19 protein-coding genes are annotated in these 24,821 nt (G+C 71.6%); 7 read left to right on the forward strand and 12 right to left on the reverse strand.

What is annotated here, in order from left to right; translation table 11 throughout:
- Nucleotides 1-130: 130 nt before the first annotated feature.
- The 4 genes from QMK24_RS17660 (at nucleotide 131) to QMK24_RS17675 (ending at nucleotide 3,845) form a co-directional block, all read left to right on the forward strand.
- Nucleotides 131-1,702, forward strand: a complete 1,572-nt coding sequence (locus tag QMK24_RS17660) for a molybdopterin-dependent oxidoreductase (protein ID WP_283467075.1) — start codon at nucleotides 131-133, stop codon at nucleotides 1,700-1,702.
- A gap of 88 nt (nucleotides 1,703-1,790) precedes the next feature.
- Entirely contained in the window at nucleotides 1,791-2,432 is a 642-nt protein-coding gene (locus tag QMK24_RS17665) for a fasciclin domain-containing protein (protein WP_283467077.1), read from the forward strand.
- A 70-nt stretch (nucleotides 2,433-2,502) separates the two neighbouring features.
- Nucleotides 2,503-3,090, forward strand: a complete 588-nt coding sequence (gene sigK / locus QMK24_RS17670) for an ECF RNA polymerase sigma factor SigK (RefSeq protein ID WP_283467079.1) — start codon at nucleotides 2,503-2,505, stop codon at nucleotides 3,088-3,090.
- Complete coding sequence (locus QMK24_RS17675) at nucleotides 3,087-3,845, forward strand: anti-sigma factor (RefSeq protein WP_283467080.1); 759 nt, start codon at nucleotides 3,087-3,089, stop codon at nucleotides 3,843-3,845. The genes sigK and QMK24_RS17675 overlap by 4 nt, the downstream gene beginning before the upstream one ends.
- Nucleotides 3,846-4,006: 161 nt before the next feature.
- Here the strand turns inward: QMK24_RS17675 and QMK24_RS17680 are convergent, their stop codons facing one another.
- From QMK24_RS17680 to QMK24_RS17690, 3 genes are all read right to left on the reverse strand, one after another.
- Entirely contained in the window at nucleotides 4,007-5,452 is a 1,446-nt protein-coding gene (locus QMK24_RS17680; protein ID WP_283467081.1) for an aldehyde dehydrogenase family protein, read from the reverse strand.
- A 120-nt stretch (nucleotides 5,453-5,572) separates the two neighbouring features.
- Complete coding sequence (locus tag QMK24_RS17685) at nucleotides 5,573-7,153, reverse strand: PucR family transcriptional regulator (RefSeq protein ID WP_283467083.1); 1,581 nt, start codon at nucleotides 7,151-7,153, stop codon at nucleotides 5,573-5,575.
- A 159-nt stretch (nucleotides 7,154-7,312) separates the two neighbouring features.
- On the reverse strand, nucleotides 7,313-9,412 hold the full coding sequence (locus QMK24_RS17690) for a type IV secretory system conjugative DNA transfer family protein (RefSeq protein ID WP_502989151.1): 2,100 nt from the start codon (nucleotides 9,410-9,412) through the stop codon (nucleotides 7,313-7,315).
- Between the two features lie 257 nt (nucleotides 9,413-9,669).
- Here QMK24_RS17690 and gabT point away from each other — a divergent pair, with 257 nt between their 5' ends.
- On the forward strand, nucleotides 9,670-11,016 hold the full coding sequence (gene gabT, locus QMK24_RS17695) for a 4-aminobutyrate--2-oxoglutarate transaminase (RefSeq protein ID WP_283467085.1): 1,347 nt from the start codon (nucleotides 9,670-9,672) through the stop codon (nucleotides 11,014-11,016).
- A gap of 95 nt (nucleotides 11,017-11,111) precedes the next feature.
- Nucleotides 11,112-12,050, forward strand: a complete 939-nt coding sequence (locus tag QMK24_RS17700) for a phosphatase PAP2 family protein (RefSeq protein ID WP_283467086.1) — start codon at nucleotides 11,112-11,114, stop codon at nucleotides 12,048-12,050.
- Between the two features lie 45 nt (nucleotides 12,051-12,095).
- On the opposite strand, the gene QMK24_RS17705 is transcribed toward QMK24_RS17700, so the two are convergent.
- The 8 genes from QMK24_RS17705 to QMK24_RS17740 form a co-directional block, all read right to left on the reverse strand.
- Complete coding sequence (locus QMK24_RS17705; RefSeq protein WP_283467088.1) at nucleotides 12,096-13,601, reverse strand: CoA-acylating methylmalonate-semialdehyde dehydrogenase; 1,506 nt, start codon at nucleotides 13,599-13,601, stop codon at nucleotides 12,096-12,098.
- Nucleotides 13,602-13,923: 322 nt separating this feature from the next.
- Nucleotides 13,924-14,376 carry a hypothetical protein gene (locus tag QMK24_RS17710; protein WP_283467089.1) on the reverse strand — a complete coding sequence of 151 codons (453 nt, stop codon included), beginning with the start codon at nucleotides 14,374-14,376 and terminating at the stop codon, nucleotides 13,924-13,926.
- Nucleotides 14,377-14,573: 197 nt separating this feature from the next.
- Nucleotides 14,574-15,968 (reverse strand): NAD(P)/FAD-dependent oxidoreductase, encoded by a 1,395-nt coding sequence (locus QMK24_RS17715; protein WP_283467090.1) that lies wholly within the window; start codon nucleotides 15,966-15,968, stop codon nucleotides 14,574-14,576.
- Between the two features lie 43 nt (nucleotides 15,969-16,011).
- Nucleotides 16,012-16,800, reverse strand: a complete 789-nt coding sequence (locus QMK24_RS17720; RefSeq protein WP_283467092.1) for an ABC transporter permease — start codon at nucleotides 16,798-16,800, stop codon at nucleotides 16,012-16,014.
- Nucleotides 16,800-17,678: an ABC transporter permease gene (locus QMK24_RS17725; protein WP_283467136.1), complete on the reverse strand. Its 879-nt coding sequence runs from the start codon at nucleotides 17,676-17,678 to the stop codon at nucleotides 16,800-16,802. Before QMK24_RS17725 ends, QMK24_RS17720 begins: the two co-directional genes overlap by 1 nt.
- A gap of 59 nt (nucleotides 17,679-17,737) precedes the next feature.
- Complete coding sequence (locus QMK24_RS17730; RefSeq protein ID WP_283467093.1) at nucleotides 17,738-18,886, reverse strand: ABC transporter ATP-binding protein; 1,149 nt, start codon at nucleotides 18,884-18,886, stop codon at nucleotides 17,738-17,740.
- A 41-nt stretch (nucleotides 18,887-18,927) separates the two neighbouring features.
- The gene (locus QMK24_RS17735) at nucleotides 18,928-20,169 is read right to left on the reverse strand and encodes a polyamine ABC transporter substrate-binding protein (protein WP_283467096.1); all 1,242 of its coding nucleotides are present in this window, start codon (nucleotides 20,167-20,169) and stop codon (nucleotides 18,928-18,930) included.
- Nucleotides 20,170-20,222: 53 nt separating this feature from the next.
- Nucleotides 20,223-21,737: a gamma-aminobutyraldehyde dehydrogenase gene (locus QMK24_RS17740; protein ID WP_283467097.1), complete on the reverse strand. Its 1,515-nt coding sequence runs from the start codon at nucleotides 21,735-21,737 to the stop codon at nucleotides 20,223-20,225.
- A 297-nt stretch (nucleotides 21,738-22,034) separates the two neighbouring features.
- Between QMK24_RS17740 and QMK24_RS17745 the strand changes: the two genes are divergently transcribed.
- Nucleotides 22,035-23,717 (forward strand): PucR family transcriptional regulator, encoded by a 1,683-nt coding sequence (locus QMK24_RS17745; protein ID WP_283467098.1) that lies wholly within the window; start codon nucleotides 22,035-22,037, stop codon nucleotides 23,715-23,717.
- 34 nt (nucleotides 23,718-23,751) lie between these two features.
- Here the strand turns inward: QMK24_RS17745 and QMK24_RS17750 are convergent, their stop codons facing one another.
- Nucleotides 23,752-24,732 (reverse strand): DUF4190 domain-containing protein, encoded by a 981-nt coding sequence (locus QMK24_RS17750; RefSeq protein ID WP_283467099.1) that lies wholly within the window; start codon nucleotides 24,730-24,732, stop codon nucleotides 23,752-23,754.
- Between the last annotated feature and the right edge of the window lie 89 nt (nucleotides 24,733-24,821).

The following is a 24,821-nucleotide window of genomic DNA, read 5'->3' on the forward strand; positions in this document are numbered from 1 at the left end:
TGCCCGTATCTACCCCAATTTCCGGTGGTCCACCACCCCCCGCGCAGCCCCGGCTTGGCGCGGGCGCCTTCCCGCTCGTCCGATCGGGTGACCGACCAATCCGCTGCCGCCGGGGCTCCGAATCCCCTGCGTGACGACGAACAGGGTGCGCGAGCTGCTGCTCGGCGCGGTGAGCGGAGAACTGGCGGCAGCCGTCTCACTGGCCGCCGCCGAGCTGGTGGCGGCCGTCGTCGGCCCGCAGGCCTCGCCGGTGACGGCGGTCGGCGGGACGGCGATCGACGCGACTCCGGTCCAGGTGAAGGACTGGGCGATCCGGAACTTCGGCACCGAGGACAAACTGGTGCTGCAGCTGGGCATCGTGGCGGTGCTGGCGGTCTTCGCGGCGGTCGTCGGGATGGCCGCCGTACGCCACCGATGGCTGGGGGTCGCCGGAGTGGCGCTCTTCGGCGCGGTCGGCGCGGTGGCGGCGGTCCGGCGGCCCGTGGGGGTGTGGACGGACGCGTTTCCGTCCCTCGTCGGCGCGGTGGCCGGGGCGGCGGCGCTGTGGTTGCTGGCCGGGCGGATCGGCGCCACGGACACCGCGGAACCGGCGGGCCCCGCTGAACCGGCCGGCGCCTTCGACCGGCGGGGTTTCCTGATCGCCGCGTCCGCGGCGGCCGCGTTCTCCGCCGTCGCAGGCGTCGTCGGGCGGCGGCTGAACGCGACCAACGCGGCGGCCGTGGCCTCGCGGAACGCCGTACGACTGCCCGCCCCGCTGTCGGTGGCGGGACGGGTACCCGCGGGCGCCGATCTGCGGATCCCCGGAGCGCAGCCCTTCACGACGCCCAATCCGGCGTTCTACCGGGTGGACACCGCGCTCACCGTTCCCCAGGTGAACGCCGCCACCTGGCGGCTGCGGATCCACGGGCGCGGCGTCACCAAGCCGCTGGAGTTCGGCTACCAGGACCTGCTGCGGCGCCCGCTGATCGAGCGGGACATCACCCTGAACTGCGTATCCAACGAGGTCGGCGGCCCGTACATCGGCAACGCCCGGTGGATCGGAGTGCCGCTGGCCGGGCTCCTGCGGGAGGCCGGAGTGCGCGCGCCGTCCGCCGGGGGGCCCGCCGACCAGCTGGTGGCGCGCTCGGTGGACGGGATCACGCTCGGCAGCCCGGTGGAGACGGTGCTCGACGGCCGGGACGCGATGCTCGCGGTCGGGATGAACGGCGAGCCGCTGCCGTTCGTCCACGGCTTCCCGGTCCGGATGCTCGTCCCCGGGCTGTACGGCTATGTGTCGGCGTGCAAGTGGCTGACCGATCTGGAACTGACCACGTTCGCGGACTTCGACGCCTATTGGGTCCGGCGCAGCTGGTCCGCGCAGGCTCCCGTCAAGACGTCCTCCCGGATCGACACCCCCAGGCCCTTCGCCTCGCTGAAGGCGGGCCCCGTCCCCGTGGCGGGAGTCGCATGGGCCCAGCACCGGGGTATCGACCGGATCGAGGTGCGGATCGACGGCGGTGAGTGGCTGGCCGCCCGGCCCGCCACGGAGGACACCGCCGACACCTGGCGCCAGTGGTCCCACGTCTGGGACGCCAGGCCCGGTTCGCACCATATCGAGGTCCGCGCGACGGACCGCGCCGGCAGGACCCAGACCGGCGACCGGCAGGGCACCGTGCCCGACGGTTCGACGGGCTGGCACTCGGTGGTGGTCACCGTGGAGTGAGACCCACGGACCGTCACCGCCGTATCCCGGCACCACCACTCATCCGCAGCACCCCGGCCCACCGGGAACCCCCAAGAGGAGATATGTCATGTACACAACCACTCGTAGGCGCCGTATCGCTCTCGCCTCGGCCGCCGCGGCCGTCCTCGCCGTCACCGCCTCCGCCTGCTCGGACAGCGGCAGCGGCGGCCACTCGAGCAACGCCGCGGCCTCAAACACCACCTCCGCCGCGCCGGTCGCCGCGGCCGCCGACCAGCCCTTCGGCCGCGCCTGTGCGGGTGTGCCGAAGGACGGAGCGGGCAGCTTCGACGGGATGGCGAAGGACCCGGTGGCCACGGCCGCGTCGCACAACCCCGCGCTGTCCACACTGGTCGCGGCGGTGACGAAGGCCGGTCTCGTCGACACCCTCAACAGCGCGCAGAACCTCACGGTCTTCGCCCCGACGAACGACGCCTTCGCCAAGATCCCGAAGGGCGACCTCGACGCGATCCTGGCCGACAAGGCGATGCTCACCAAGATCCTGACCTACCACGTCGTCGGCGAGCGGCTGGCCCCGAACCGGCTCGACAGCGGTACCTTCCCCACGCTGGAGAAGCAGCCCCTCAGCACAAAGGGCTCCGGCGAGTCGTACATGGTCAACGACACCGCCCATGTGGTCTGTGGCAACGTCAGGACCGCGAACGCCACCGTCTACCTCATCGACACGGTGCTGAACCCTCCGGTTTCCTGACCGGTACGACCAATCCGCCGGGTCACCGGCGACGAATCAGTGGTGTGACAACCATTGCTCGGAGGTGCGCATGCGCGCGGTAGCCCGCGACGACGAATTCTCGGCGCCGGGCCCCGGGAGCCTGGAGACCCTGCTCGAAAGGGTCTCCAGGGGCGACCAGGAAGCGTTCAACAGCGTGTACACGGCGGTCGCCGGCTCGGTGCTCGGGCTGGCCCACCGGGTGCTGCGGGATCCCGCACAGTCCGAGGAAGTCGCCCAGGAGGTGCTGATCGAGGTATGGCGCAGCGCCGCCCGCTTCGACTCCGGGCGAGGCAGCGCCATGGCATGGATCATGATGCTCGCCCATCGCAGGGCGGTCGACCGGGTGCGCTCCGCACAGGCCTCCGCCAACCGCGAGCACCGGGCCGCGGTCCGCGACCACACCCCCGCGTTCGACGAGGTGGCCGAACTCGTCGAGCGGCGGCTGGAACGCGAACAGGTGCGCCGCTGCCTGCAGGCGCTGACCGAACTGCAGCGCGAGTCGGTAATCCTGGCCTACTACCGCGGGTACACCTACCGGGAGACCGCGGATGTGCTGGGAACCGCGCTCGGCACGGTCAAGACCCGGCTGAGGGACGGGCTCATCCGCCTCAGGGACTGTTTGGGGGTGACGTCGTGACCGACTCCGCCGATCTGCACACACTGACCGGCGCCTACGCGCTGGACGCCCTCTCCGGCCGTGAGGCGGAGGAGTTCGCCCGGCACCTCGCCGAGTGCCCGGCCTGCGCACGGGAAGTCCGGGAGCTGCGGGAGACCGCTACCCGGCTGGCCTTCGCGGCAGCGCAGGTACCCCCGCCCGCGCTGCGCGAGCGGGTCATGAGGGCACTGCCCGGCGTACGGCAGTTGCCGCCGCTGGTCGCCGAGCCCGCCGTGGTCCGGCTGCGGGGCCGCCGGTGGCGGCAGCGGCTGCCGTACCTGGCCGCTGCGGCCTGTCTGGCCCTCGCCGCGGGCACCGGCGTCTGGGCGGTACAGGAGCAGCGGAACGCCGACCAGGAGCGGTCCCGGGGTGTGCAGGCCCAACAGCGGGCCTCCGACCTGACGACGCTGATAGCCGCGCCCGACGCCTCGCTGCGGACGGGCGCGATGAGGGGCGGCGGCGGGGCGACCGTCGTCGCCTCCCAGCGGCTCGGCCAGGCCGCGATCCTCTACCACGACCTGCCGCCGCTGGCCGGTTCGCGGGTCTACCAGCTCTGGTACAGCGAGAACGGTTCGATGGTCCCGGCGGGCCTCGTCGATCCGGGCCGCTCGGACGGCGCGCAGTTCCTGGCGGGCGGCCCGCGGGGCGCCGACGGCGTCGGGGTGACGGTGGAGCCGGCCGGTGGTTCACGGACCCCCTCGGGACCGCCGGTCATGGTCGTGCCGATCCCGTCCTAGGGGCGGCCAGGACCACGCGGTCGCCGGAGGGCAGAGAAAAACCGGCCGGGGCGCACCGCACATGCGCCCCGGCCGGTGGAGGGTGGCCCGGTGGTCTCAGGGGTTGAGGTCGGAGGTGGGGCCCGAGGCCGGAGGCCTGTGACCGGGGTCCGTCTCTGAGGTCAGAGGTCCAGGCCGGTCAGGACGAGGACCCGCTCGTAGGTGTAGTCGCCCATCGCGTACGCGACGCCCTCGCGGCCGACACCGGAGTCCTTCACGCCGCCGTACGGCATCTGGTCGGCGCGGTACGAGGGCGCGTCGCCGATGATCACGCCACCGACCTCCAGCTCGCGGTGGGCGCGGAAGGCGGTCTGCAGGTCGTGGGTGAACACACCGCTCTGCAGGCCGTAGTTGGAGTCGTTCACGGCCGCGAACGCCTCGGCCGTGCCATTGACCTTCTGCAGCGACAGGACCGGGCCGAAGACCTCCGCGGTGGCGAGGATCGCGTCGGCGGGGATCTCGGCGAGCACGGTGGGGGCGTACGAGGCGCCGTCGCGGGTGCCGCCGGTGAGGAGCTTGGCACCCTTGGTCACGGCGTCGTCGACCCAGGACTCGACGCGCCTGGCGGCGTTCTCGTCGACCAGCGGGCCCACGTCGGTGGCATCGTCGGACGGGTCACCGGTGACCTGCGCGGCGACCTTGGCGACGACCTTCTCGGCGAGCACGTCGTAGACCGACGCATCGGCGATCACCCGCTGCACCGAGATGCAGGACTGGCCGCCCTGGTAGTTGGCGAAGGTGGCGATTCGGGTGGCCGCCCACTCCAGGTCCTCCTCGGAGGACCAGTCGGCGAGCACCACGGCCGCGGCGTTGCCGCCCAGTTCGAGGGTGGTGTGCTTGCGCGGCACCGAATCCATGATCTGGTAGCCGACCTTGTCGGAACCGGTGAAGGAGATCACCGGAAGGCGCTTGTCCTGCACCAGGGCCGGCATCCGGTCGTTGGGGACCGGCAGAACGCTCCAGGAGCCGGCCGGCAGACCGGTCTCGGCCAGGATCTCGCCCAGCACCAGGGCCGACAGCGGGGTCGCCGGGGCCGGCTTCAGGATGATCGGCGCGCCGACGGCGATCGCCGGGGCGACCTTGTGGGCGACCAGGTTCAGCGGGAAGTTGAACGGCGCGATGCCGAGGACCGGTCCGCGCGGGAACCGGCGGGTCAGCGCCAGCCGGCCGACGCCGCCGGCGTCGGTGTCCAGCCGCTGCGCCTCGCCGCTGTTGAAGCGGCGGGCCTCCTCGGCGGCCCAGCGGAAGACGGAGACGGCACGGCCGACCTCGCCGCGGGCCCACTTGATCGGCTTGCCGTTCTCGGCGGTGATCAGCCGGGCGATCTCCTCGGTGCGCTCCGCCAGCCGCTTGGCGACGAGATCGAGCGCGGCGGACCGCACATGGGCCGGGGTTGCCGCGAACTCGGCCTGCACGGCCTCGGCGGCCGCGACCGCCTCTTCGACCTGGGCCTCGGTGGGAACACTGACCGTGCCGACGAGCCGTCCGTCCCACGAGTTGGTGACGTCGAAGCTGTCCTCGCCGGTCGCCTTGCGGCCGGCGAGCCAGAATGCGGTGGGGGTGCTCACAGCGGCCCGGCCCTTCCGATGGGGGTGGTGGTGTCGATCGGTTCGTCCACGGTAGGCCGGGGAGAGCGCGGGGGCGTTTGTCCACTGCGGAGTGCCGCTCCCGGCCGGCACTCCGTTGTGTCACTCGCCGGGCGGCAGGGTCTTCATGGCGAGCCACAGCTCCATCCGGACGTCCGGGTCGTCCAGGGACCGGCCGAGGATCTCCTCCACCCGGCGCATCCGGTACCGCAGGGTGTGCCGGTGGACGCCGAGGTCGGTGGCGGCCGCGTCCCACTGGCCGTGCCGGGAGAGCCAGGCCTGGAGCGAGGCGAGGAGGTCGCCGCGGCTCGTCGCGTCGTGCTCGCGCAAGGGCCGCAGCAGCCCCTCGGCGAACGCCCTGACCGCGTCGTCGCCGAGCAGCGGCAGGACCGATCCCGCTCCGACCTCGCCGTGCTCGACCAGATTGCGGCCGCGCCGCAGCGCGACGGCCAGCGCCCGTTCGGCCTGCCGGAGGGCGTCGGGCAGCTCCGCGACCGGGACCGCCGCGGACAGACCGGCGGCCAGTGTGTCGTCGGCCTCGGTGAAATCGGTGCAGGCGCTGAGCACGGCCGCCCCGTCGGCGGCGAGCACGATCAGCCGCGGGCCCTCGCGTACGGCGATGACCGGCTCGCCCGACCGGGCGGCGGCGGCCTCGGCGCGCTCGGCCAGCAGCGCCACCGAGTCCAGGGCCGTCAGCGGGCGCCCGGCGCGGGCCGCGGGCTTGGCCTGGAGCTCGGCCGGCTCAGCGATGAGCAGCCGCACGGGACGCGTCAGCAGATCGCCGTAGAGCTGGCCCGCGACGGTGCGGGCATGCTCGGTCTCGCCCGAGAGCAGCATGCGCAGCAGGGCCGCGGCGAGCCGCTGCTCGGTGTCCTGGAGCGCCCGTGACTGTTCCAGGGAGAGCGTGAGCAGGGCGACGGCAGCGTGCACGACGTAGCGGGCGGAGGTGTCCAGCCGCTCCTCGGTGCCGACGGCGAGGAAGCCGCGCGGGCGGCGCGCGGTGCCCAGCGACTGCAGCTCGACGCGGTCCTCGGTACCCGCGGGCCCGGCCACGGCCGCGCTGGCGGGCGCGGGTTTGTCCCGCAGCCGGTCGATCTCGCCGGCCAGCCGGGCGGCGCGGCGGCCCGCCCACTCGGGGGCGGCGGCCAGCACCGCGCCGGAGGCGTCGTACAACGCGGCCCACCCGTTGAGGTGATGGGCGAGGCGGCCGAGCAGCGCGCCGGTGCCGTCCGGGGCGAGGGCCGCCCGGGTCAGGTCGCGCTGGGCCTCGAAGCCGGCGGTGACGGCCTGGTACTGGTCGGCCGCGACCGCCGCCGACACCGCCTTGCTGATCGCGATGAACGGCGTACGGCGCGGCACTTCGAGCAGCGGCAGATCCAGCGCCGCCGCCGCGTCCACGAGTGCGGGCGGTACGGCGTCGTGCCCCACCCCGACACCGAATCCCAGCCCGACCACCCCGGCGCCGGCCAGCCGCTCCACGTAGGCGCGCAGGCTCGCCGGATCGTCGACGTCGAGCTTGAGACCGGTGGTGAGCAGCAGCTCGCCACCCTCCAGATACGGTCCCGGGTCGTCCAGCTCGCTGGTGTGCACCCAGCGCACGGCGGCGTTCAGCCGGTCGCCGCCGGCGAGGACGACGAGCTTGAGCGCCGAGTGGTGGACGAGAGAGGCGAGAGTGAGGGGCATGACGCGCTGTCGCCTCCGGCGGGGAGTCCCGGGATGGCGCCCGCGGCGCCTCGGATTTGGCCGACCGGTAGTGGTCGCCGATTCCGATTCTGCCTCACCGTCCAGGTCCCGGCTCACCCCCGGCCCGGCGCCGAGTGGGCGGGCAGGGGCAGGCGGCGGTCAGGCGCGGAGGTCGACCAGTATCGGCGGGGCGTGCTCGCCGTCGGTGGCGGTGAGGGAGACGACGGCGTGGCCGGCCGGCACCGAATGCGCCAGCTCGGAGGCCGACCAGCGCTCGCGCTCGACCCTGCGGACGGTGACCGACTCGGTGGTGACGGCCTCGCCGGTGAAGAGCCGCCGCACACCGCGGCTCACCCGGCGCAGCAGACCGCCGGACTGATCCGGCGTACGGGTGACGTCCCGGGCCTCCACCCAGGTGGTGCCCCAGGCCTCGGCGAAACGTTTCCCGTCCCAGGTCGTGATCCCGGACAGGGCCATCCGGCACCCCACCGCGCCGAGCAGCGCGGTGCGCAGCGCCTCGGGAACGTCGTCGAGCGTCCGCAGGGCCAGTACGGCCCCGGCGTTGGCGGACCGCAGGCGCTGCAGCCCGCGCACCGACTCGCCGGTGATCGTGTGGGCGGCGTCGTCCAGGACCAGGCAGGCGAAGAGCGACCGGTCGCGGCGGCCCACGACCGCGGCCGTGAACTGGGCCAGGACGAGCCGGGCGAGGATCCGCGACGCCTCGGCGTGGCCGCGTTCCGGGAGGTCGATGCGGACCCGGAGCGGGTGCTCCAGCGTGTGCATGGAGAACGGCCGGGTGCGGCCCGTCACGTCGAAGAAGCCCGCGAAGGCCGGCCGGTCGAGCAGCGCGACCCGGTCGGCGAGCAGGGTGCCGATGTCGTCGGGGCGCCCCGCCTGCCGCTCCCGCGCGTCGAGTTCGCGGACCGGCCCCGGCGCGCCCGCCAGGTCCAGGGCGTCGCGCAGCGCGGCGAACGCGTGCGGGGTGCCGTCGAGCAGCTCGCGCAGCTCGGTGACGGCGGGGAAGCGGCCGTGGGCGGCGCGGTACGGGCCGAGCAGCTGGGCGAGCGCGGTGGCGGCCCGCCGGATGTCGGCCTCGTGCGTGGGGCCGTCGTCGATGAGCGCCTCGGCGAGCGTGCTTCCGGCCGCGTCGGGGTCGGGGTTGCCGCCGTACAGGTCCAGGTCGTCGCGCGAGGCGGGGTCGCCGAGCGAGATGACGACGTCAAAGCCGTCCGCCGGTCCCAGGTCGGCGCCCGCGGAGCCCACGGCGATGACCGCGGCGGTGCCGGACAGCGCCTGCAGGCACAGCGCCTCCACGACCGGCCGGACCAGCCGGTGGGTCTTGCCGGAACCCGGCGGGCCGACGGCGACCAGCCCGGTGCCGAGCAGCGTCGGATCGAGCGCCAGCCCGGCGCCCCGGTGCTGGTACGGGTTGCGGTCGTCGGCCGGCGCCAGACCGATCCGTACCTGGCCGCCGAGCAGGTCGTGCGGGGCCGAGCGGAAGGGCAGGTCACGGTCACCGGAGGGATGCAGACAGGCGGCGGCACCCTGCCGCAGCACCGTGTCGGCAAACGCGTCGATCCGCTCCGGCTGCGCCTGCACCGACGTCCAGGCGCGCCGGATCCGCGTGTAGTCGACATCGTTCATCCGCCCGCCGCGGATCTCGCCCGCAAGATGGTCGGCAAGCACGCCCTGCCCAGCGGCCCGCAACTCGGGCCACTCGACGGGGTCGTCCTCGGCGGGCTGCCCGTCGGGCCCCATCGCTGTCGCGGCCGGCTGGTCCCACAGCCGGCTCAGGGCGGGTGCGGCGTAGCGGCGCCAGACCTCCGGCCAGTGGCCGGCCCGGCCGAACGCGAAGGCCAGCAGGCACGCCCAGATGAGGTAGTAGCTGTTGGAGACGACGGAGTAGGCGATCCGGTCGCCCGTGTAGGCCCAAGTGTCCGGGATCAGCCAGAACATCGGCTTGAGCCAGAGGCTGCCGAAATAGTTCCAGAGCAGCGACCAGACCAGCAGCCCGCACAGCAGGGCCAGCAGCGCGCCGCCGATCAGCCGGCGGCCGGCGAGCCGGCCGGAGTCCTCCGGAGGCCGCGGCACATGGCCGTACGCGAAGATCCCCGGCGCGTCGCGGTGGCGCGGCGTACGCAGCCAGGTCTCCAGCGCGGAGACCGGCGGCGCCTGCGGCATCGGCGGCGGCCCCGCCGGCCTCGGAACCGGGGTCGCGGGCGCGACCTTCCGGTATCCCTGCGTACCCTCGATGTCCACTACCAGCCGCCCCTCAGCCTCGTCGCCAGCGACGGAACTCAATGTAGTGGAGCGGACACCGGTCCATAAGGATCATGGCGCTTCGCGGGGCGCGGGTGCCGAAATCGGCTGCCGGGACTACGGTCGGCCGGGAAGCCGACTGTCCGTGGTGTCGAACGGCCGCCCGACACTGCGCCCTATCGGAGTAAGCGATCCCGCGCGGCCCCCGCTTAGCCTGCGGGAAAAGCCCGTGGACATATATGAGGAGTACGCCCGCCATGACCGAACTGTCCCAGGAGCGCCGGCTCGTCACCTCGATCCCCGGCCCGAAGTCGCAGGAGCTGATGGCCCGCAAGGTCGCGGCGGTCCCCAGCGGTGTGGGCGTCACCCTCCCTGTCTTCGTCACGCGCGCCGGCGGCGGCGTGCTGGAGGACGTGGACGGGAACTCGCTCATCGACTTCGGCTCCGGCATCGCGGTGACCTCGGTCGGCAACAGCGCCGAGGCCGTGGTGCGGCGGGCGACCGCGCAGCTCGCGGACTTCACCCACACCTGTTTCATGGTGACCCCGTACGAGGGCTACGTCGAGGTCGCCGAGCAGCTCAACGAGCTGACCCCGGGTGACCACGAGAAGCGCACCGCGCTGTTCAACTCCGGCGCCGAGGCCGTCGAGAACGCCGTGAAGATCGCCCGCGCCTACACCAAGCGCACCGCGGTCGTCGTCTTCGACCACGGGTACCACGGCCGCACCAACCTGACGATGGCGCTCACCGCCAAGAACATGCCGTACAAGGAGGGCTTCGGGCCGTTCGCGCCCGAGGTCTACCGGGTGCCGCTCGCCTACGGCTACCGCTGGCTGACCGGCGCGGAGAACTGCGCCGAGGAGGCCGCCGCCCAGGCGATCGACATGATCACCAAGCAGGTCGGCGCCGAGAACGTGGCCGCGATCGTGATCGAGCCGATCGCGGGCGAGGGCGGCTTCATCGAGCCGGCCAAGGGCTTCCTGCCGAAGATCGTGGAGTTCGCCAAGGCGAACGGCATCGTGTTCGTGGCCGACGAGATCCAGACCGGCTTCTGCCGTACCGGCCAGTGGTTCGCCTGCGAGGACGAGGGCATCGTCCCCGACCTGATCACCACCGCCAAGGGCATCGCGGGCGGTCTGCCGCTCGCCGCCGTCACGGGCCGCGCCGAGATCATGGACGCCGCCCACGTGGGCGGCCTCGGCGGCACCTACGGCGGCAACCCGGTGGCGTGCGCCGCGGCGCTCGGCGCGATCGAGACCATGAAGGAACTCGACCTCAACGCCAGGGCGCGGCGCATCGAGGAGGTCATGAAGGGCCGACTGCTCGCGATGCAGGAGAAGCTGGCCGACTCGGCGACGGTCAATATCGGCGAGGTACGCGGCCGCGGCGGCATGATCGCCGTCGAGCTCGTGGAGCCGGGCACCAAGAACCCGAACGCGGCGGCCACCGCCGCGCTGGCGAAGGCCTGCCACGCCGCGGGCCTGGTCGTCCTGACCTGCGGCACCTATGGCAATGTGCTGCGTTTCCTGCCGCCGCTGGTCATCGGCGAGGATCTGCTGAACGAGGGCCTCGACATCATCGAGGGGGCTTTCGCCCGGGTGTGACACCCGGTGTAACTCTGGGCAAGGGGGCGGCATAGGTGAAGAAGGTGTGCGGGCCTGATGGCGGAGGGGTAATCGCTCTCCCGGCGACCCCGCCGGTGACGTACGGTTTCCACAGATCCACCGCACCATCCCGCTCGTGGGAGACCACGGGCGACACCTCGCCGGCGACCCCCCATTGCCGGCAGGGCAGTGCCCTCGCGCACAAAAGCGCCGGAACGAAGCGTTCCGGCACTCCTCGCCGATCGATCGGCCGCTCGTCCCAAACCCCCCGGGTCGAGCGGCACGACGATCGTCATGGCCGCTCCGGAACTCTCCCCCCTGTTCCGGGGCGGCCGATTTTTCTCCGGACTCAGGTCCTGGTCCTGGTTCTCAGCCTGCTGCTGTTCGCGCTGATCACCTGGCAGGTCGTTGCCGGAGGTCCCCTGGTCGACGCCGACCGGTGGCTGCTCCGGCGGACCCAGCACACCGCCGCGCGGTTCGCGGGCCTGCGGAGCACCGGCCAGTTCCTCTGCGATATCGGCAACGCGCAGCTCGCGGTCCCGCTCCTCACCGCCGCCATCGGCCACGCCGCCTGGCGGGACGGCCGGGCCGGAGTGCCGCGGTGGTGGCCGCGACCGCTGGCCGCGGCCCTGGCCATGGCCGCCGTGCCACTGATCGTCACCTGCGCCAAGACGGTCATCGCCCGCCCCTCCCCCGGCCACCACCGTCTCGGCCCCGGCTCCTACCCCGGCTTCTTCCCGTCCGGGCATACGGCGTCGGCGACGGTCGCCATCGGCGCCGCCGCACTCCTGGTACTGCCGTATGTCCACCGCGCCGCGCGGCGGCGGCTGGTCGCCGCCGCAGCCGTGCTGCTGGTGGCCGCCGTCGGGGTGTCCTTGGTGTGGTGCGGATACCACTGGCCGCTGGACGTCGTCGGGAGCTGGTGCCTCAGCGCGGCGCTGCTGGCGGGAGTGGCCCTGACACCGCCCGGGACCGAAGCCGCCGGGCAGGCTCGGAGAACGAGCCCGCCCGGCGACGGAGAGTGCTCCCCGTGATCCGCACTATCCCCGTGATCCGCGTGATCCGCGTGATCCCCGCGGTCAGTCGTTGGTGGGGAACCCGAGGTTGATGCCGCCGTGGGACGGGTCCAGCCAGCGCTGCGTCACGGCCTTGCCGCGGGTGAAGAACTTGACGCCGTCCTCGCCGTAGGCGTGGGTGTCGCCGAAGAGCGAGTTCTTCCAGCCGCCGAAGGAGTAGTAGGCGACCGGGACCGGGATCGGCACGTTGATGCCGACCATGCCGACCTCGACCTCGTACTGGAAGCGTCGGGCCGCGCCCCCGTCGTTGGTGAAGATCGCGGTGCCGTTGCCGTACGGGCTGCTGTTGATGAGCTCCAGGCCCTCGTCGTACGAGGTGACCCGGACGACGGACAGCACCGGGCCGAAGATCTCGTCGTCGTACACCGACATGCCGGGCTTGACGTGGTCGAAGATCGTCGGGCCGAGCCAGAAGCCGTTGGCGGTGCCCTCGCCGGAGATCGGGTGCTTGCGGCCGTCGACGGTGAGGGTGGCGCCGTCGGCGAGGCCCGCGTCGAGATAGGAGGTCACCTTGTCGCGGTGGACGCCGGTGACCAGCGGGCCCATCTCGGAGTCGCCGTTGCAGCCGGGGCCGACCTTCAGACCCGCGATGCGCTGCTTGATCTTCTCGACGAGCTCGTCACCGACCGGGTCGACGGCGACGAGGACGGAGATCGCCATGCAGCGCTCGCCCGCCGCGCCGAACCCGGCGTTGACGGCCGCGTCGGCCGCGAGGTCGAGGTCGGCGTCGGGCAGGACCAGCATGTGGTTCTTGGCGCCGCCGAGGGCCTGGACGCGCTTGCCGTAACGGGTACCCGTCTCGTAGACGTAGCGGGCGATCGGCGTGGAGCCGACGAACGAGACGGCCTTGATGTCGGGGTGCTCCAGGAGGCGGTCGACGGAGACCTTGTCCCCGTGCACGACGTTGAAGACGCCGTCCGGCAGTCCGGCCTCCTTCCACAGCCCCGCGATGAAGTTCGCGGCCGAGGGGTCCTTCTCGGAGGGCTTGAGGACGACCGTGTTGCCCGCGGCGATGGCGATGGGGAAGAACCACATCGGCACCATGGCCGGGAAGTTGAACGGGGAGATGATCGCGACCGGGCCGAGCGGCTGGCGGATCGAGTACACGTCGACGCCGGTCGACGCCTGCTCGGTGAAGCCGCCCTTCGACAACTGCGGGATGCCGCAGGCGTACTCGACGACCTCGATGCCGCGGGCGATCTCGCCCAGCGCGTCCGAATGCACCTTGCCGTGCTCGGAGACGATGATCGAGGCGAGCTCGTCGCGGCGGGAGTTGATCAGTTCGCGGAACGCGAAGAGCACCTGGGTGCGCTTGGCGACCGACGCGTTGCGCCAGCCGGCGAAGGCCTCTACGGCGACGCTGACGGCCTGGTCGACCTCACCGATCGACGCGAAGTCCACCTGTCCGGTGACCGCCCCGGTGGCCGGGTCGTACACGTCTCCGCGCCGTTCCGCGGTGCCGGTCCATGCCTGGCCGGCGATCCAGTGGGTGATGTTCTTGGTGGTCACGGGCGGACCCTTCTCTCGTAACGACCTGCCCCGCGGTAGGGGGCGGATCAGGGAGCGGCGGCATGGGGCTTCGATTGCAAGGCGGAGGAGGGAGTCCATGCGGAGTTCGGCGACCGACGACAACGCCGCAAGCGGAGTCGCAGGGCGTCGCGAGCCCGCTCCCTATCGCGGGGCAGGTCGTTAGCCTGCTGCCAGTCTTGCGAGGGCATGGCGGGGCGTACAAGCAGCAACGTGTCGGCGGCGCGTCGCGGGGCCTTACAGACCGTCGGACAGCGGGTGTCCGTGGGGAGCTTTCCGGTGTCCGTGGGGGTTTTCCGGTGGGTCAGCCGTCGCCCGCGAGCTGCGCGACAGCCTCGTGCATCGCCAGCTCCAGGATCACCGGATCATTGAGGTGTCCCGTGCCGTCCGGCGGGATGAGCCAGCGGACGCCGCCGGTGGCCCGTCCGGGGTCGGGGACGACGATCCAGGTGCCGCGGCCCGCGCTGCGCACGCCGGTGGCGATCCAGCGGGCAGCCGTTCCCGGAGGCACGAAGAAGCCCATCCGGGAGTCCCCGAAGTCCGACAGGACCGGTCCCGGCCGGTCGATGAGCCGGGTGAGCACGTCCAGCGTCGGATAACCCAGCTCCCCCGTCAGGATCAGAACGTCCCAGAGCCTGCCGGCGGGCAGCAGCGCGACCCCGAGGGGGTTGCGCTCCCAGTCCCACCGGCAGGCCTCCGGATCGGGCGCCGCGGATACCAGCCATTCGACCGCACTCTTCGCACCGGCGCTGCCCATGCCGGTCCCTCCGTCCCGTGAAGCTGATACTGCTGTCACGGAAGAGAGGGCCCGGAGCGCGGATCATTACGCGGGTTTCGCTACTGATTGGTAGCGGGGCGGCTCACAGGCTCCGCGCGGAGGTGCGCCTGGGGGCGCGGGGCGCACGTGACCGGCGCCCTTGCCCCGTCGGCCCCGTACGGCCCCTTGCGCAGTCCCTAGCTGTCGAAGCCGAGTCCGGCCTTGTCCATCGCCTTCAGCCACAGATTGCGGCGGCCGCCGTTGCGGTCGGCGCGGTCCAGGGACCACTTGGTGAGGCCGATGCCGACGGAGGTGAACGGCTCGGGCGGGAACGGCATCGGCTTGCTGCGCACCATCTCCAGACCGGTGCGTTCGGTGCGTTCGCCGGACAGCAGGTCGAGCATCACGTCAGCGCCGAAGCGGGTGGCGCCGACGCCGAGGCCGGTGTAGCCGGCCGCGTAGGACACCTTGCCGCCGTGGGCGGTCCCGAAGAACGCGGTGAACCGTGAGCAGGTGTCGATCGCGCCGCCCCAGGTGTGGGTGAACCGCACGCCCTCCAGCTGCGGGAAGCAGCGGAAGAAGTGCCGGGCCAGCGTGAGGTTGGTCTCCGGGCGCTGGTCGCGCTCGGCGGAGAGCCGGCCGCCGTACGGGTAGACGGCGTCGTAACCGCCCCACAGGATCCGGTTGTCGGCCGAGAGCCTGAAGTAGTGGAACTGGTTGGCGCTGTCGCCGAGTCCCTGCCGGTTCTTCCAGCCGATGGAGTTGAGCTGCTCCTGGCTGAGCGGCTCGGTCATCAGCGCGTAGTCGTACACCGGGACGATGTACGGGCGCACCCGCTTGACCAGCGACGGGAACACGTTGGTGCCGAGGGCGACCTGCCGGGCATGGACCCGGCCGTACGAGGTGCGCACCGCCATGCCGGCGCCGTTCGCGGCGAGTGCGGTGGCGCGGGTGTGCTCGTAGATCCGGACCCCCAGGCCGAGGCAGGCGCGCTTGAGGCCCCAGGCGAGCTTGGCCGGATGGACCATGGCGACGCCGGTGCGGTCCCACAGGCCGCCGAGGAAGGTCGGCGAGTCGACCTCGGAGCGGAGCTGGTCGCGGTCGAGCAGCTCCAGGTCGACGCCGTGCAGGGCCGCCTCCTCGGCGGCCTCGCGCAGCTCCTCGAACTGGTACGGCTCGGTGGCCACGTCGATCTCGCCGGTCCGCTCGAACTCGCAGTCCAGCGAGTAGCGGGCGACCGCCGCCTCGATCTCGTCGAGGTTGCGGTTCCCGAGCTCCTCCAGCTTCGCGAACTCGCCGGGCCAGCGGGTGAGCCCGTTGGACAGGCCGTGGGTGAGGCTGGCGGCGCAGAAGCCGCCGTTGCGCCCGGAGGCGGCCCAGCCGATCTCATGGCCCTCGATCAGGACCACATCGCGCGACGGGTCGCGCTCCTTGGCGAGCAGCGCGGTCCACAGTCCGGAGTAGCCGCCGCCGATCACCAGCAGGTCGCAGTGCTCGTCGCCGGTGAGTGCGGCGAGCGGCTGCGGCCTGCCGGGATCCTCCAGCCAGAAGGGTGTCGGCCGCGCGTCAGCGAGCGAACGGGCTGGGTCCATCTGTTCTCACACCTTTTGGTGATCCGGTACGGGTTTGCCGGTGTTACGCGCGGGCCTTGCGCCGGCTGCCGAGCAGTTGCCCGGCGACGACGACGAGAACCGCGATCGCGAACATCGCGGTGCCGATCACATTGATCTGCACCGGGGTGCCGCGCTGCGCCGAGCCCCAGACGAACATCGGGAACGTCACCGTCGAGCCGGCGTTGAAGTTCGTGATGATGAAGTCGTCGAAGGACAGGGCGAAGGACAGCAGGGCGCCGGAGGCGATGCCGGGTGCCGCCAGCGGGAGGGTAACCCGCAGGAAGGTCTGGAGCGGGGAGGCGTAGAGGTCCTGCGCGGCCTGCTCCAGTCGCGGGTCCATGCTCATCACGCGGGCCTTGACCGCCGTGACGACGAAGCTCAGGCAGAACATGATGTGCGCGATGAGGATGGTCCAGAAGCCGAACGGGACGCGCATGTTGAGGAACAGCGTCCCCAGCGAGGCGGCCATCACGACCTCGGGCATCGCCATCGGCAGGAAGATCAGCATGTTGGTCGTACCGCGCGCCTTGAACCGGTAGCGGGCGAGCGCGAAGGCGATCATCGCGCCCAGGACGGTCGCGCCGATGGTGGCGTAGAGCGCGATCTGCAGGCTGAGGCCCAGCGAACCGCACATGTCGGCGACGTCGCAGGGGTGCTGCCAGGCGTCGGTGGAGAAGCGGGTCCACTGGTAGTTGAAGCGCCCGTTCGGCTTGTTGAACGAGAACAGCATCACCACGGCGTTCGGCAGGATCAGGTACGCGAGGCAGAGCACGCCCGCGAAGACCACCAGGTTCTTGCGTATCCAGCGCATCAGACCAGCTCCTCCGTTCCGGCCTTGCGGATGTAGAACATGACCATCGCGAGGATCACCGCCATGAGGATGAAGGACAGGGCGGCGGCCGTCGGATAGTCCAGGACGCGCAGGAACTGTGACTGGATGACGTTGCCGATCATCTTCTGGTTGGTGGTGCCCAGCAGTTCGGCGTTGATGTAGTCACCGGTCGCCGGGATGAAGGTGAGCAGGGTGCCCGCGACCACGCCCGGCATGGACAGCGGGAAGGTCACCTTGCGGAAGACGGTGAACGGCTTGGCGTACAGATCGCCGGCCGCTTCGTGCAGCTTGCCGTCGATGCGCTCGAGCGAGGTGTAGAGCGGCAGGATCATGAAGGGCAGGAAGTTGTACGTCAGACCGCAGATCACCGCGAGCGGGGTGGCCAGGACGCGGTCGCCCTCGGTGATGCCGAGCGCGGACGTCAGATTCAGGATGTGCAGGTTGTTGAGGCTCCGCACCACGAAACCGTCGTCCGCGAGGATCGTCTTCCAGGCGAGGGTGCGGATCAGGAAGCTGGTGAAGAACGGCGCGATGACCAGGATGAGGATCACGTTGCGCCAGCGCCCGGCCCGGAAGGCGATCGTGTAGGCGAGCGGGTAGCCGATCACCAGGCACAGCACGGTCGCGATGGCGGAGTACTCGAACGAGCGCAGGAACTGCGGGTAGTACTGGGTCAGCGCGTCCCAGTAGGTCGCGAAGTGCCAGGTGACCTTGAAGCCCGCTTCCAGCGAACCGGTCTGCACGGAGGTGGACGCCTGGTAGATCATCGGCGCCACGAAGAACACCAGCAGCCAGGCGATCCCCGGCAGCAGCAGCCAGTACGGCACCCGGCGCTTGCGCGCGGCGGCTCTGCGCATCGCGACGGGGACGGGGGCCGGCGCCTCGGGCCCGGCGGGCGGCCGGTCGATGACGGTGCTCACGCGGCTTCCACCTCCTGCACGCCCGCGTCGATGTCCTGGGCCGCGTCGAGGGCGAAGGTGTGCGCGGGATTCCAGTGCAGGACGACGGGGGCGCCGGGCACCAGGCGCGAGTCGCGGTCGACGTTCTGCACGAAGACCTCCAGCTCCGGGCAGACCGGGCTGTCGATCACGAACTGGGTGGAGACGCCGATGAAGCTGGAGTCGACGACGCGGCCGGGGATCCGGTTGCGGCCGGCGCCTATCGCGTCCTCGTCGTCGCGGTGGGTGACGGATATCTTCTCGGGGCGGACCCCGGCCAGCACCCGTCCGCCCGCGGCGACCTTGGCCGAACATCGCGCGGTGGGCAGCGTGAGCTTCTCGCCCCCCGCGACGAGCAGCAGGTCGTCGCCCGAGACGCCGGTGACCTCGGCCTCGATGAGGTTGGAGGTGCCGAGGAAGTTCGCGACGAACGTCGATCCCGGGTTCTCGTACAGGTCGGCGGGGGCGCCGAGCTGCTCCACCCGCCCGCCGTTCATCACCGCGACGGTGTCGGCCATGGTCATGGCCTCCTCCTGGTCGTGGGTGACGTGTACGAAGGTGATGCCGACCTCGGTCTGGATGCGCTTGAGTTCCAGCTGCATCTGACGGCGCAGCTTGAGGTCCAGGGCGCCGAGCGGCTCGTCGAGCAGTAGCACCTTGGGCTGGTTGATGAGCGCGCGGGCGACCGCGACGCGCTGCTGCTGGCCGCCGGAGAGCTGGTGCGGCTTGCGGCGCGCCATGGTGCCGAGCTCGACGAGCTCCAGCATCTCGTCGACCTGCTTCTTCACCGACTTCACACCGCGGCGGCGCAGCCCGAAGGCGACGTTCTCGTAGATGTCCAGGTGCGGGAAGAGCGCGTAGTTCTGGAAGACGGTGTTGACCGGGCGCTTGTAGGGCGGGAGGGCGGTGACGTCCTCGCCCGCCAGCGAGACGCTGCCGGAGGTGGGGTCCTCCAGGCCCGCGATCATGCGCAGGGTGGTGGTCTTGCCGCAGCCGGAGGCACCGAGCAGGGCGAAGAAGGAGCCTTGCGGGATGGTGAGGTCGAGCGGGTGGACGGCGGTGAACGAGCCGTACCGCTTGCTGATCCCGGAGAGGTGTACCTCGCCGCCGGAGGAGTCGTGTGTCATGGGGTCGCTTCCCGTAAGTCGTCAGTCGTCGTCAGGTGCGGTCAGGCGCCGATGAGCTTGGAGAACTTCTGCTCGTACGCGGTCTCCTCGGCGGAGGACAGGAGGCGGAAGGAGTGCGTCCTGGCGGCCAGCGCCGCATCGGGGAGGATCAGCGTGTTCTCGGCGAGCGATTTATTGATCTTCGCGAGCTCATCGCGTACCCCCGCGACCGGGCTGATGTAGTTGATGAACGCGGCGAGCTGCGCCGCGACCGGCGGCTCGTAGTAGTAGTCGATGAGCCGTTCGGCGTTCTTCTTGTGCCGCGCCTTGTTGGGGATCACCAGGTTGTCGGTCGAGGAGAGATAGCCCGCGTCGGGGAACACGTACTCGATGTCCGGGTTGTCGACCTTCAGCTGGACGAGGTCACCGGCCCAGGCGAGGCAGGCGGCCATGTCGCCCTTGGAGAGGTCGGCGGTGTAGTCGTTGCCGGTGAAGCGGCGGATCTGCTTGGAGTCGACGGCCTTCTGAATCCGGGCGATGGCGGCGTCGAAGTCGTCGGTCGTGAAGGACGCCGGGTTCTTGCCCATGTCCATGAGCGTCATGCCCACGGTGTCGCGCATCTCGGTGAGCATGCCGACCCGGCCCTTGAGTGCGGGGTCGTCGAGCAGCTGCGAGACCGAGGTGACCTTGCGGCCGCCGGTCGCCTTCTTGTTGTAGGCGATGACGGTCGCGATGCCGGTCCACGGGTACGAGTAGGCGCGTCCCGGGTCCCAGTCGGGGCTGCGGAAGCGCTGCTCCAGATTGGCGTACGCGTGCGGCAGGTTCGAGGGGTCGAGCTTCTGCACCCAGCCGAGCCGGATCATGCGGCCGGCCAGCCAGTCGGTGAGCACCATCAGGTCGCGGCCGGTGTCCTGGCCGGCCGCGAGCTGCGGCTTGACCTTGCCGAAGAACTCGACGTTGTCGTTGATGTCCTCGGTGTACTTGGCGGTGATGCCGGTGCGCTTGGCGAAGCCGTCGAGCGTCGGGCGGTGCTTGCCGTCGGCGGAGGCGTCGATGTATTGCGTCCAGTTGGAGAAGTTGACCGTCTTCTCCGTACCGGAGTAATCCGTCGTGGTGGCGGTGTCCTTCTGGCCGGCGGCGGCCGGGATGCCGCAGCCGGTGAGGCCGGTGAGCCCTGCGGTCGCCACGGCGCCGAGTCCGGCGGCGCGCAGCAGCGACCGGCGGGCGAGGGCACCACGCCCGTTGGTCATGCTGCGCCGTATCGCCGAGAGCTGGGGCGGCGAGAGTGTCTCGTACTGCTCCATCGTGGTTGTGCCCTTCCGAGCGGACCGGCGGTGGGGGCGCCTGGTGCGGGGGGTTATCTGTCGCCGAAGATCGTGCGGTGCCAGTCCTTGCGGACGATCGCGGTGTTGTCGAACATCACGTGCTTGACCTGCGTGTACTCCTCGAAGGAGTACGCGGACATGTCCTTGCCGAAGCCGGACGCCTTGTAGCCGCCGTGCGGCATCTCGCTGAGGATCGGGATGTGGTCGTTGACCCAGACGCAGCCCGCCTTGATCTCGCGGGTGGCGCGACTGGCGCGGAAGACGTCACGGGTCCAGGCGGACGCGGCCAGGCCGTACGGGGTGTCGTTGGCCAGGGCCAGACCTTCGTCGTCGCTGTCGAAGGGCAGCACCACGAGCACCGGGCCGAAGATCTCGGACTGGACGATCTCGCTGTCCTGCGCGGCGCCGGTGATGAGGGTGGGGCGGTAGAACGCGCCGCCCGCCAGCTTGTCGCCGGGGGCCTCGCCGCCGGTGACGACGGTGGCATAGGCGCGGGCGCGGTCGACGATGGCCGCGACCCGGTCCCGCTGGAGGTGCGAGATGAGCGGGCCGAGGTCGGTCGAGGGGTCGAACGGGTCGCCGAGCCGGATACCCGAGAACAGATCGGCCACTCCGGCGACGAAGGCGTCGTAGAGGGGCCGCTGCACATAGGCGCGGGTGGCGGCGGTGCAGTCCTGGCCGGTGTTGATCAGGGAGCCGGCGACCGCGCCGTGCACGGCCGCTTCGAGGTCCGCGTCGTCGAAGACCACGAAGGGGGCCTTGCCGCCGAGTTCGAGGTGCAGCCGCTTGACCGTACGGATGGCGATCTCGGCGACGCGCTTGCCGACGCCGGTGGAGCCGGTGAAGGAGGTCATGGCGACGTCGGGGTGGCCGACGAGGTGCTCGCCCGCCTCCTTGCCGGCGCCGGTGACGATATTGACCACGCCGTCCGGGATGCCGGCCTCGGTGGCGGCCCGGGCGAACATCAGCGAGGTGAGCGGCGTCAGCTCGGCGGGCTTGAGGACGATGGTGTTGCCCGCGGCGATGGCCGGAAGGACCTTCCAGGCGGCCATCTGCAGCGGGTAGTTCCAGGGCGCGATCGAGCCGACCACACCGATGGGCTCGCGCCGTACGTAGGAGGTGTGATCGCCGGAGTACTCGCCGGCGGCCTTGCCCTCGAGGTGGCGGGCGGCGCCGGCGAAGAACGCGGTGTTGTCGACCGTGCCCGGTACGTCGAACTCGGTGCTCAGCCGGAGCGGCTTGCCGCACTGCAGCGACTCGGCGAAGGCCAGATCGTCCGCCTGCGCGGCCAGTACCTCGGAGAAGCGGTGCAGGGCGGCGGAGCGCTCACCGGGGGTGGCTCCGGACCAGCCGGGGAGAGCCTCCTTGGCGGCGGCGACCGCGGCGTCCACATCGGCCGCCCCGGCGAGCTCGTAGGTGTACACCGACTCGCCGGTGGCCGGGTCGATCACGGAGTGGGAGTGGCCCGAGGTACCCGGGCGAGAGGCTCCTGCAATGTACTGGGCCCCGTCCGCGAACCGGTTCTTCACATCGAAACGGTGGTCCATGGTGCTCTCCTCGCATCCGCTTGACGCCGTGGCCGAAGACTGGATTGGTGGCTGATCCTGGCAGAGTAGCCTTGTGCCAACAAGGGATTCCGTTGTTGCCTTTTGGTTACGCAACGAAATCTGTCTTCCGCGATCTGCTGCACAGTGGGCTTCTCCGGCGTCCCGAGGCACGATGCCGGAGCGCTGCGCGCGGCGGAACCGTCACACCGCAACCGGTGGCGCGGAGAGCTTTACACTCTGCCCCCGGCAGTGGCGTGCGACCACGCCGAACCCCCTGTCCCGACCGGAGGTCTCACCGTGTTTCCCACCGTCGCCCAGGTCCTGGAACTCGAGGCGCTGCGGCGCGGCGCACCGCAGGTGGTCGCGGGCGCCGCCGGGCTGCACCGGCCGGTGCGCTGGGTGCACATCAGCGAGCTGGCCGATATCGCGGGGATGCTGCAGGGCGGCGAGCTGGTCCTGACGACCGGCGTGATGCTGCCCGAGGACAAGGAGTCGCTGGCCCAGTACATCGACGCCCTCGCGGACGTCGGCGCGGCCGGTCTGGTGGTGGAGCTGGGGCGGCGGTACGCCGACGCGCTGCCGCGCCCGCTGGTCAGGGCCGCCGAGCGGCGCGGGCTGCCGCTGATCGCGCTGCGCACCGAGGTGCGCTTCGTGAGCGTCACCCAGGCGGTGCACGCCCATGTGGTGGACGCGCAGCTGACCGAGCTCCGAGCCTCGGAAGCCGTGCACCAGACGTTCAACGAGCTGTCGGTCGAGGGCGCGGAGGCCGACGAGGTGGTCCGGGAGGTGGCCCGGATGGCGGGCGCACCGGTCGTCCTGGAGAACCTGTCGCACCAGGTCCTGGCCTTCGATCCGGCCGGCCACGACGCGGAGGCGCTGCTGGACGGCTGGGAACGGCGCTCGCGGGGGGTGGCCCCGGCGGGCAGGACAGGGTACGACCGCCGGGCCGGCTGGCTCGTCACCTCGGTCGGCGCGCGCGGCCGTGACTGGGGCCGCCTCATCCTGGTGGGCGAGCCGGGCCCGCCGCCGCGCTCCTCGGCCGAGGGGCGTCCCGTCACCATGACCGGTCCGCACCGGCACGCGGTGCTGCTCGAACGCGGCGCCGCCACCCTCGCGCTCAACCGGCTGCTGGAGCGCGACCGCGAGTCACTGGAGCGGCAGACCCACCGCACCCTGCTGTCCGGAATCCTCACCCACGCCCTGACCGTCTCCGATGTCGCGCTGCGCGCACGGGCGCTGGGCGTACCGCTCGAAGGGCGCCGGCTGGTCGGCGTCATGCTGCGGCTGCGCGGCGGTCCCGCGTCGGCGGCGCTGGAGGCGCAGGCCCGGCTGCGCGACTTCACCGAGAACGTGGCGCTCGCGGTGCGGGAGCGCGGGCTGACCGCCCTGACCGGGGCACTGGACGACGGCGCGGTCGGCGTCCTGGTGTCGCTCGGGCCGCACGACGAGGAGCACCGCTCCCTGGAGGGTTTCGCCGCCACCCTCGACCGGATCGAGGACCCGGCCTCCGAGGCGCCCGCCTTCGTGATGGCGGCCGGCTCCTCGGTCGGCTCGCTGCGCGACGCGCGGCGCACCCTCCTGGAGGCCGCGCAGGTCGCCGACGCGGCGCTGCACGGCTCACCGGGCGGCGCGGAACGGCGCAAGGCCGGCACGTACTACCGGCTGCCCGATGTCCGGCTGCGCGGACTGCTGCACCTGCTGCGCGACGACGCCCGGCTGCAGACCTACGTCGAGCGCGAACTGGGCCCGCTGCTCGCCCATGACGCCGAACACGGCTCCGACCTGGTCCGCATCCTGACCGTCTACCTGGACAACGGCCGCAACAAGTCGGCGGCGGCCGACGCCGCGCACCTGTCCCGCCCCTCGTTCTACGACCGCCTGCACCGGGTCGAGCGGATCCTGGGTGTCGACCTCGACCAGGTGGAGTCGTGCCTGTCCCTGCACGTGGCACTGCTCGCCCTGGAGGCGGTACGACGCTAGGGCCGGACCGGGCCCTGGGAGGTTCGGACCGGCCCTACGAGGTGGGGACGGGAACGGGGACGTTCCAGTACGCGTAGTCGTAGGCGTCGCCCGGGGAGACGTCGACCTCGACGGACTCGTAGTCGGCGTTGGGGACGACGACGATGAAGTCCAGGGACCGTACGGCGCCGGGGGCGAGCTGGCCGCTGAAGCCGTCCTGCCCCGATATGTCCTTCAGCGGGTTGTCACCCTCCTGGTCCGCGTACGCGGACACATCCCCGTAGTCCAGGTTCTCGGTGCCGCCGCCGGTGTTCTTCACCGTGACGGTGAACTTCAGTGCGCTGCCGCCGCCCTGGGTGGCCGGCGGCCGGCCGGAGTCCTGGACGCCGTCGATGGTGACTTGCAGCCCGCTGTCATACCTGGCGGTCTCGCCGACGGCCAGCGGTGAGCCATAGGTGCCCCGGTCGGGCTCCCGCATTCCGCTCCCGTTGTCCAGCCAGCCGCGATTGACCGACAGTCCTATGGTCACCAGCATCCCGGCGGACAGCACGGTCGCGGTGATGCCGAGGATCAGGCCGGCCAGGGCCTGCCCGCCGTTGGTCGATTCGCCGCGCTTGGCGATCCGCCGGCCGACGATCCCGAAGATGATCGCGGCGATGCCCAGCGGGGCGCCGAGGATCGCGAAGACGCACATGACCGACAGGACCACGCCGACGATGCCCAGGACGAGCGCGGTGAGGCCGAAGCCGTTGCGCGGTGTTGGGGACCAGCCGCCGTACGGACCCATCAGGTAGCCGGGTTGGTAGCCGCCCGCTCCCTGGTACTGCTCGTACTGACCCGGCTGGTCGTACTGACCCGACGGGTCGTACCCGTAGGCACCGTCGCCGTACGCTTCCGCGCCCGGCGCCAGCGGCGGGGGCGGCGGCAGCGGCGGGCCGGAGTCCGCCGGGCGCGGTCCCGGTCCTGCCTGCGACGGGACGTCCGCGGGCGGTGCCCAGGGATTGCGGGGCGCGGGGCTATCGGGCTGGTCGGACATTGCGGCCTTCCTCTGACTACGTCCGGCAATGCTATGGCCTGCGTCGGGCAGCGGAAGGCCCTCGCGGAGCCCCGGCCGCCGTCTACGAT

The sequence above is a fragment of the Streptomyces sp. PH10-H1 genome, assembly GCF_030063355.1.
GTDB lineage: Bacteria > Actinomycetota > Actinomycetes > Streptomycetales > Streptomycetaceae > Actinacidiphila.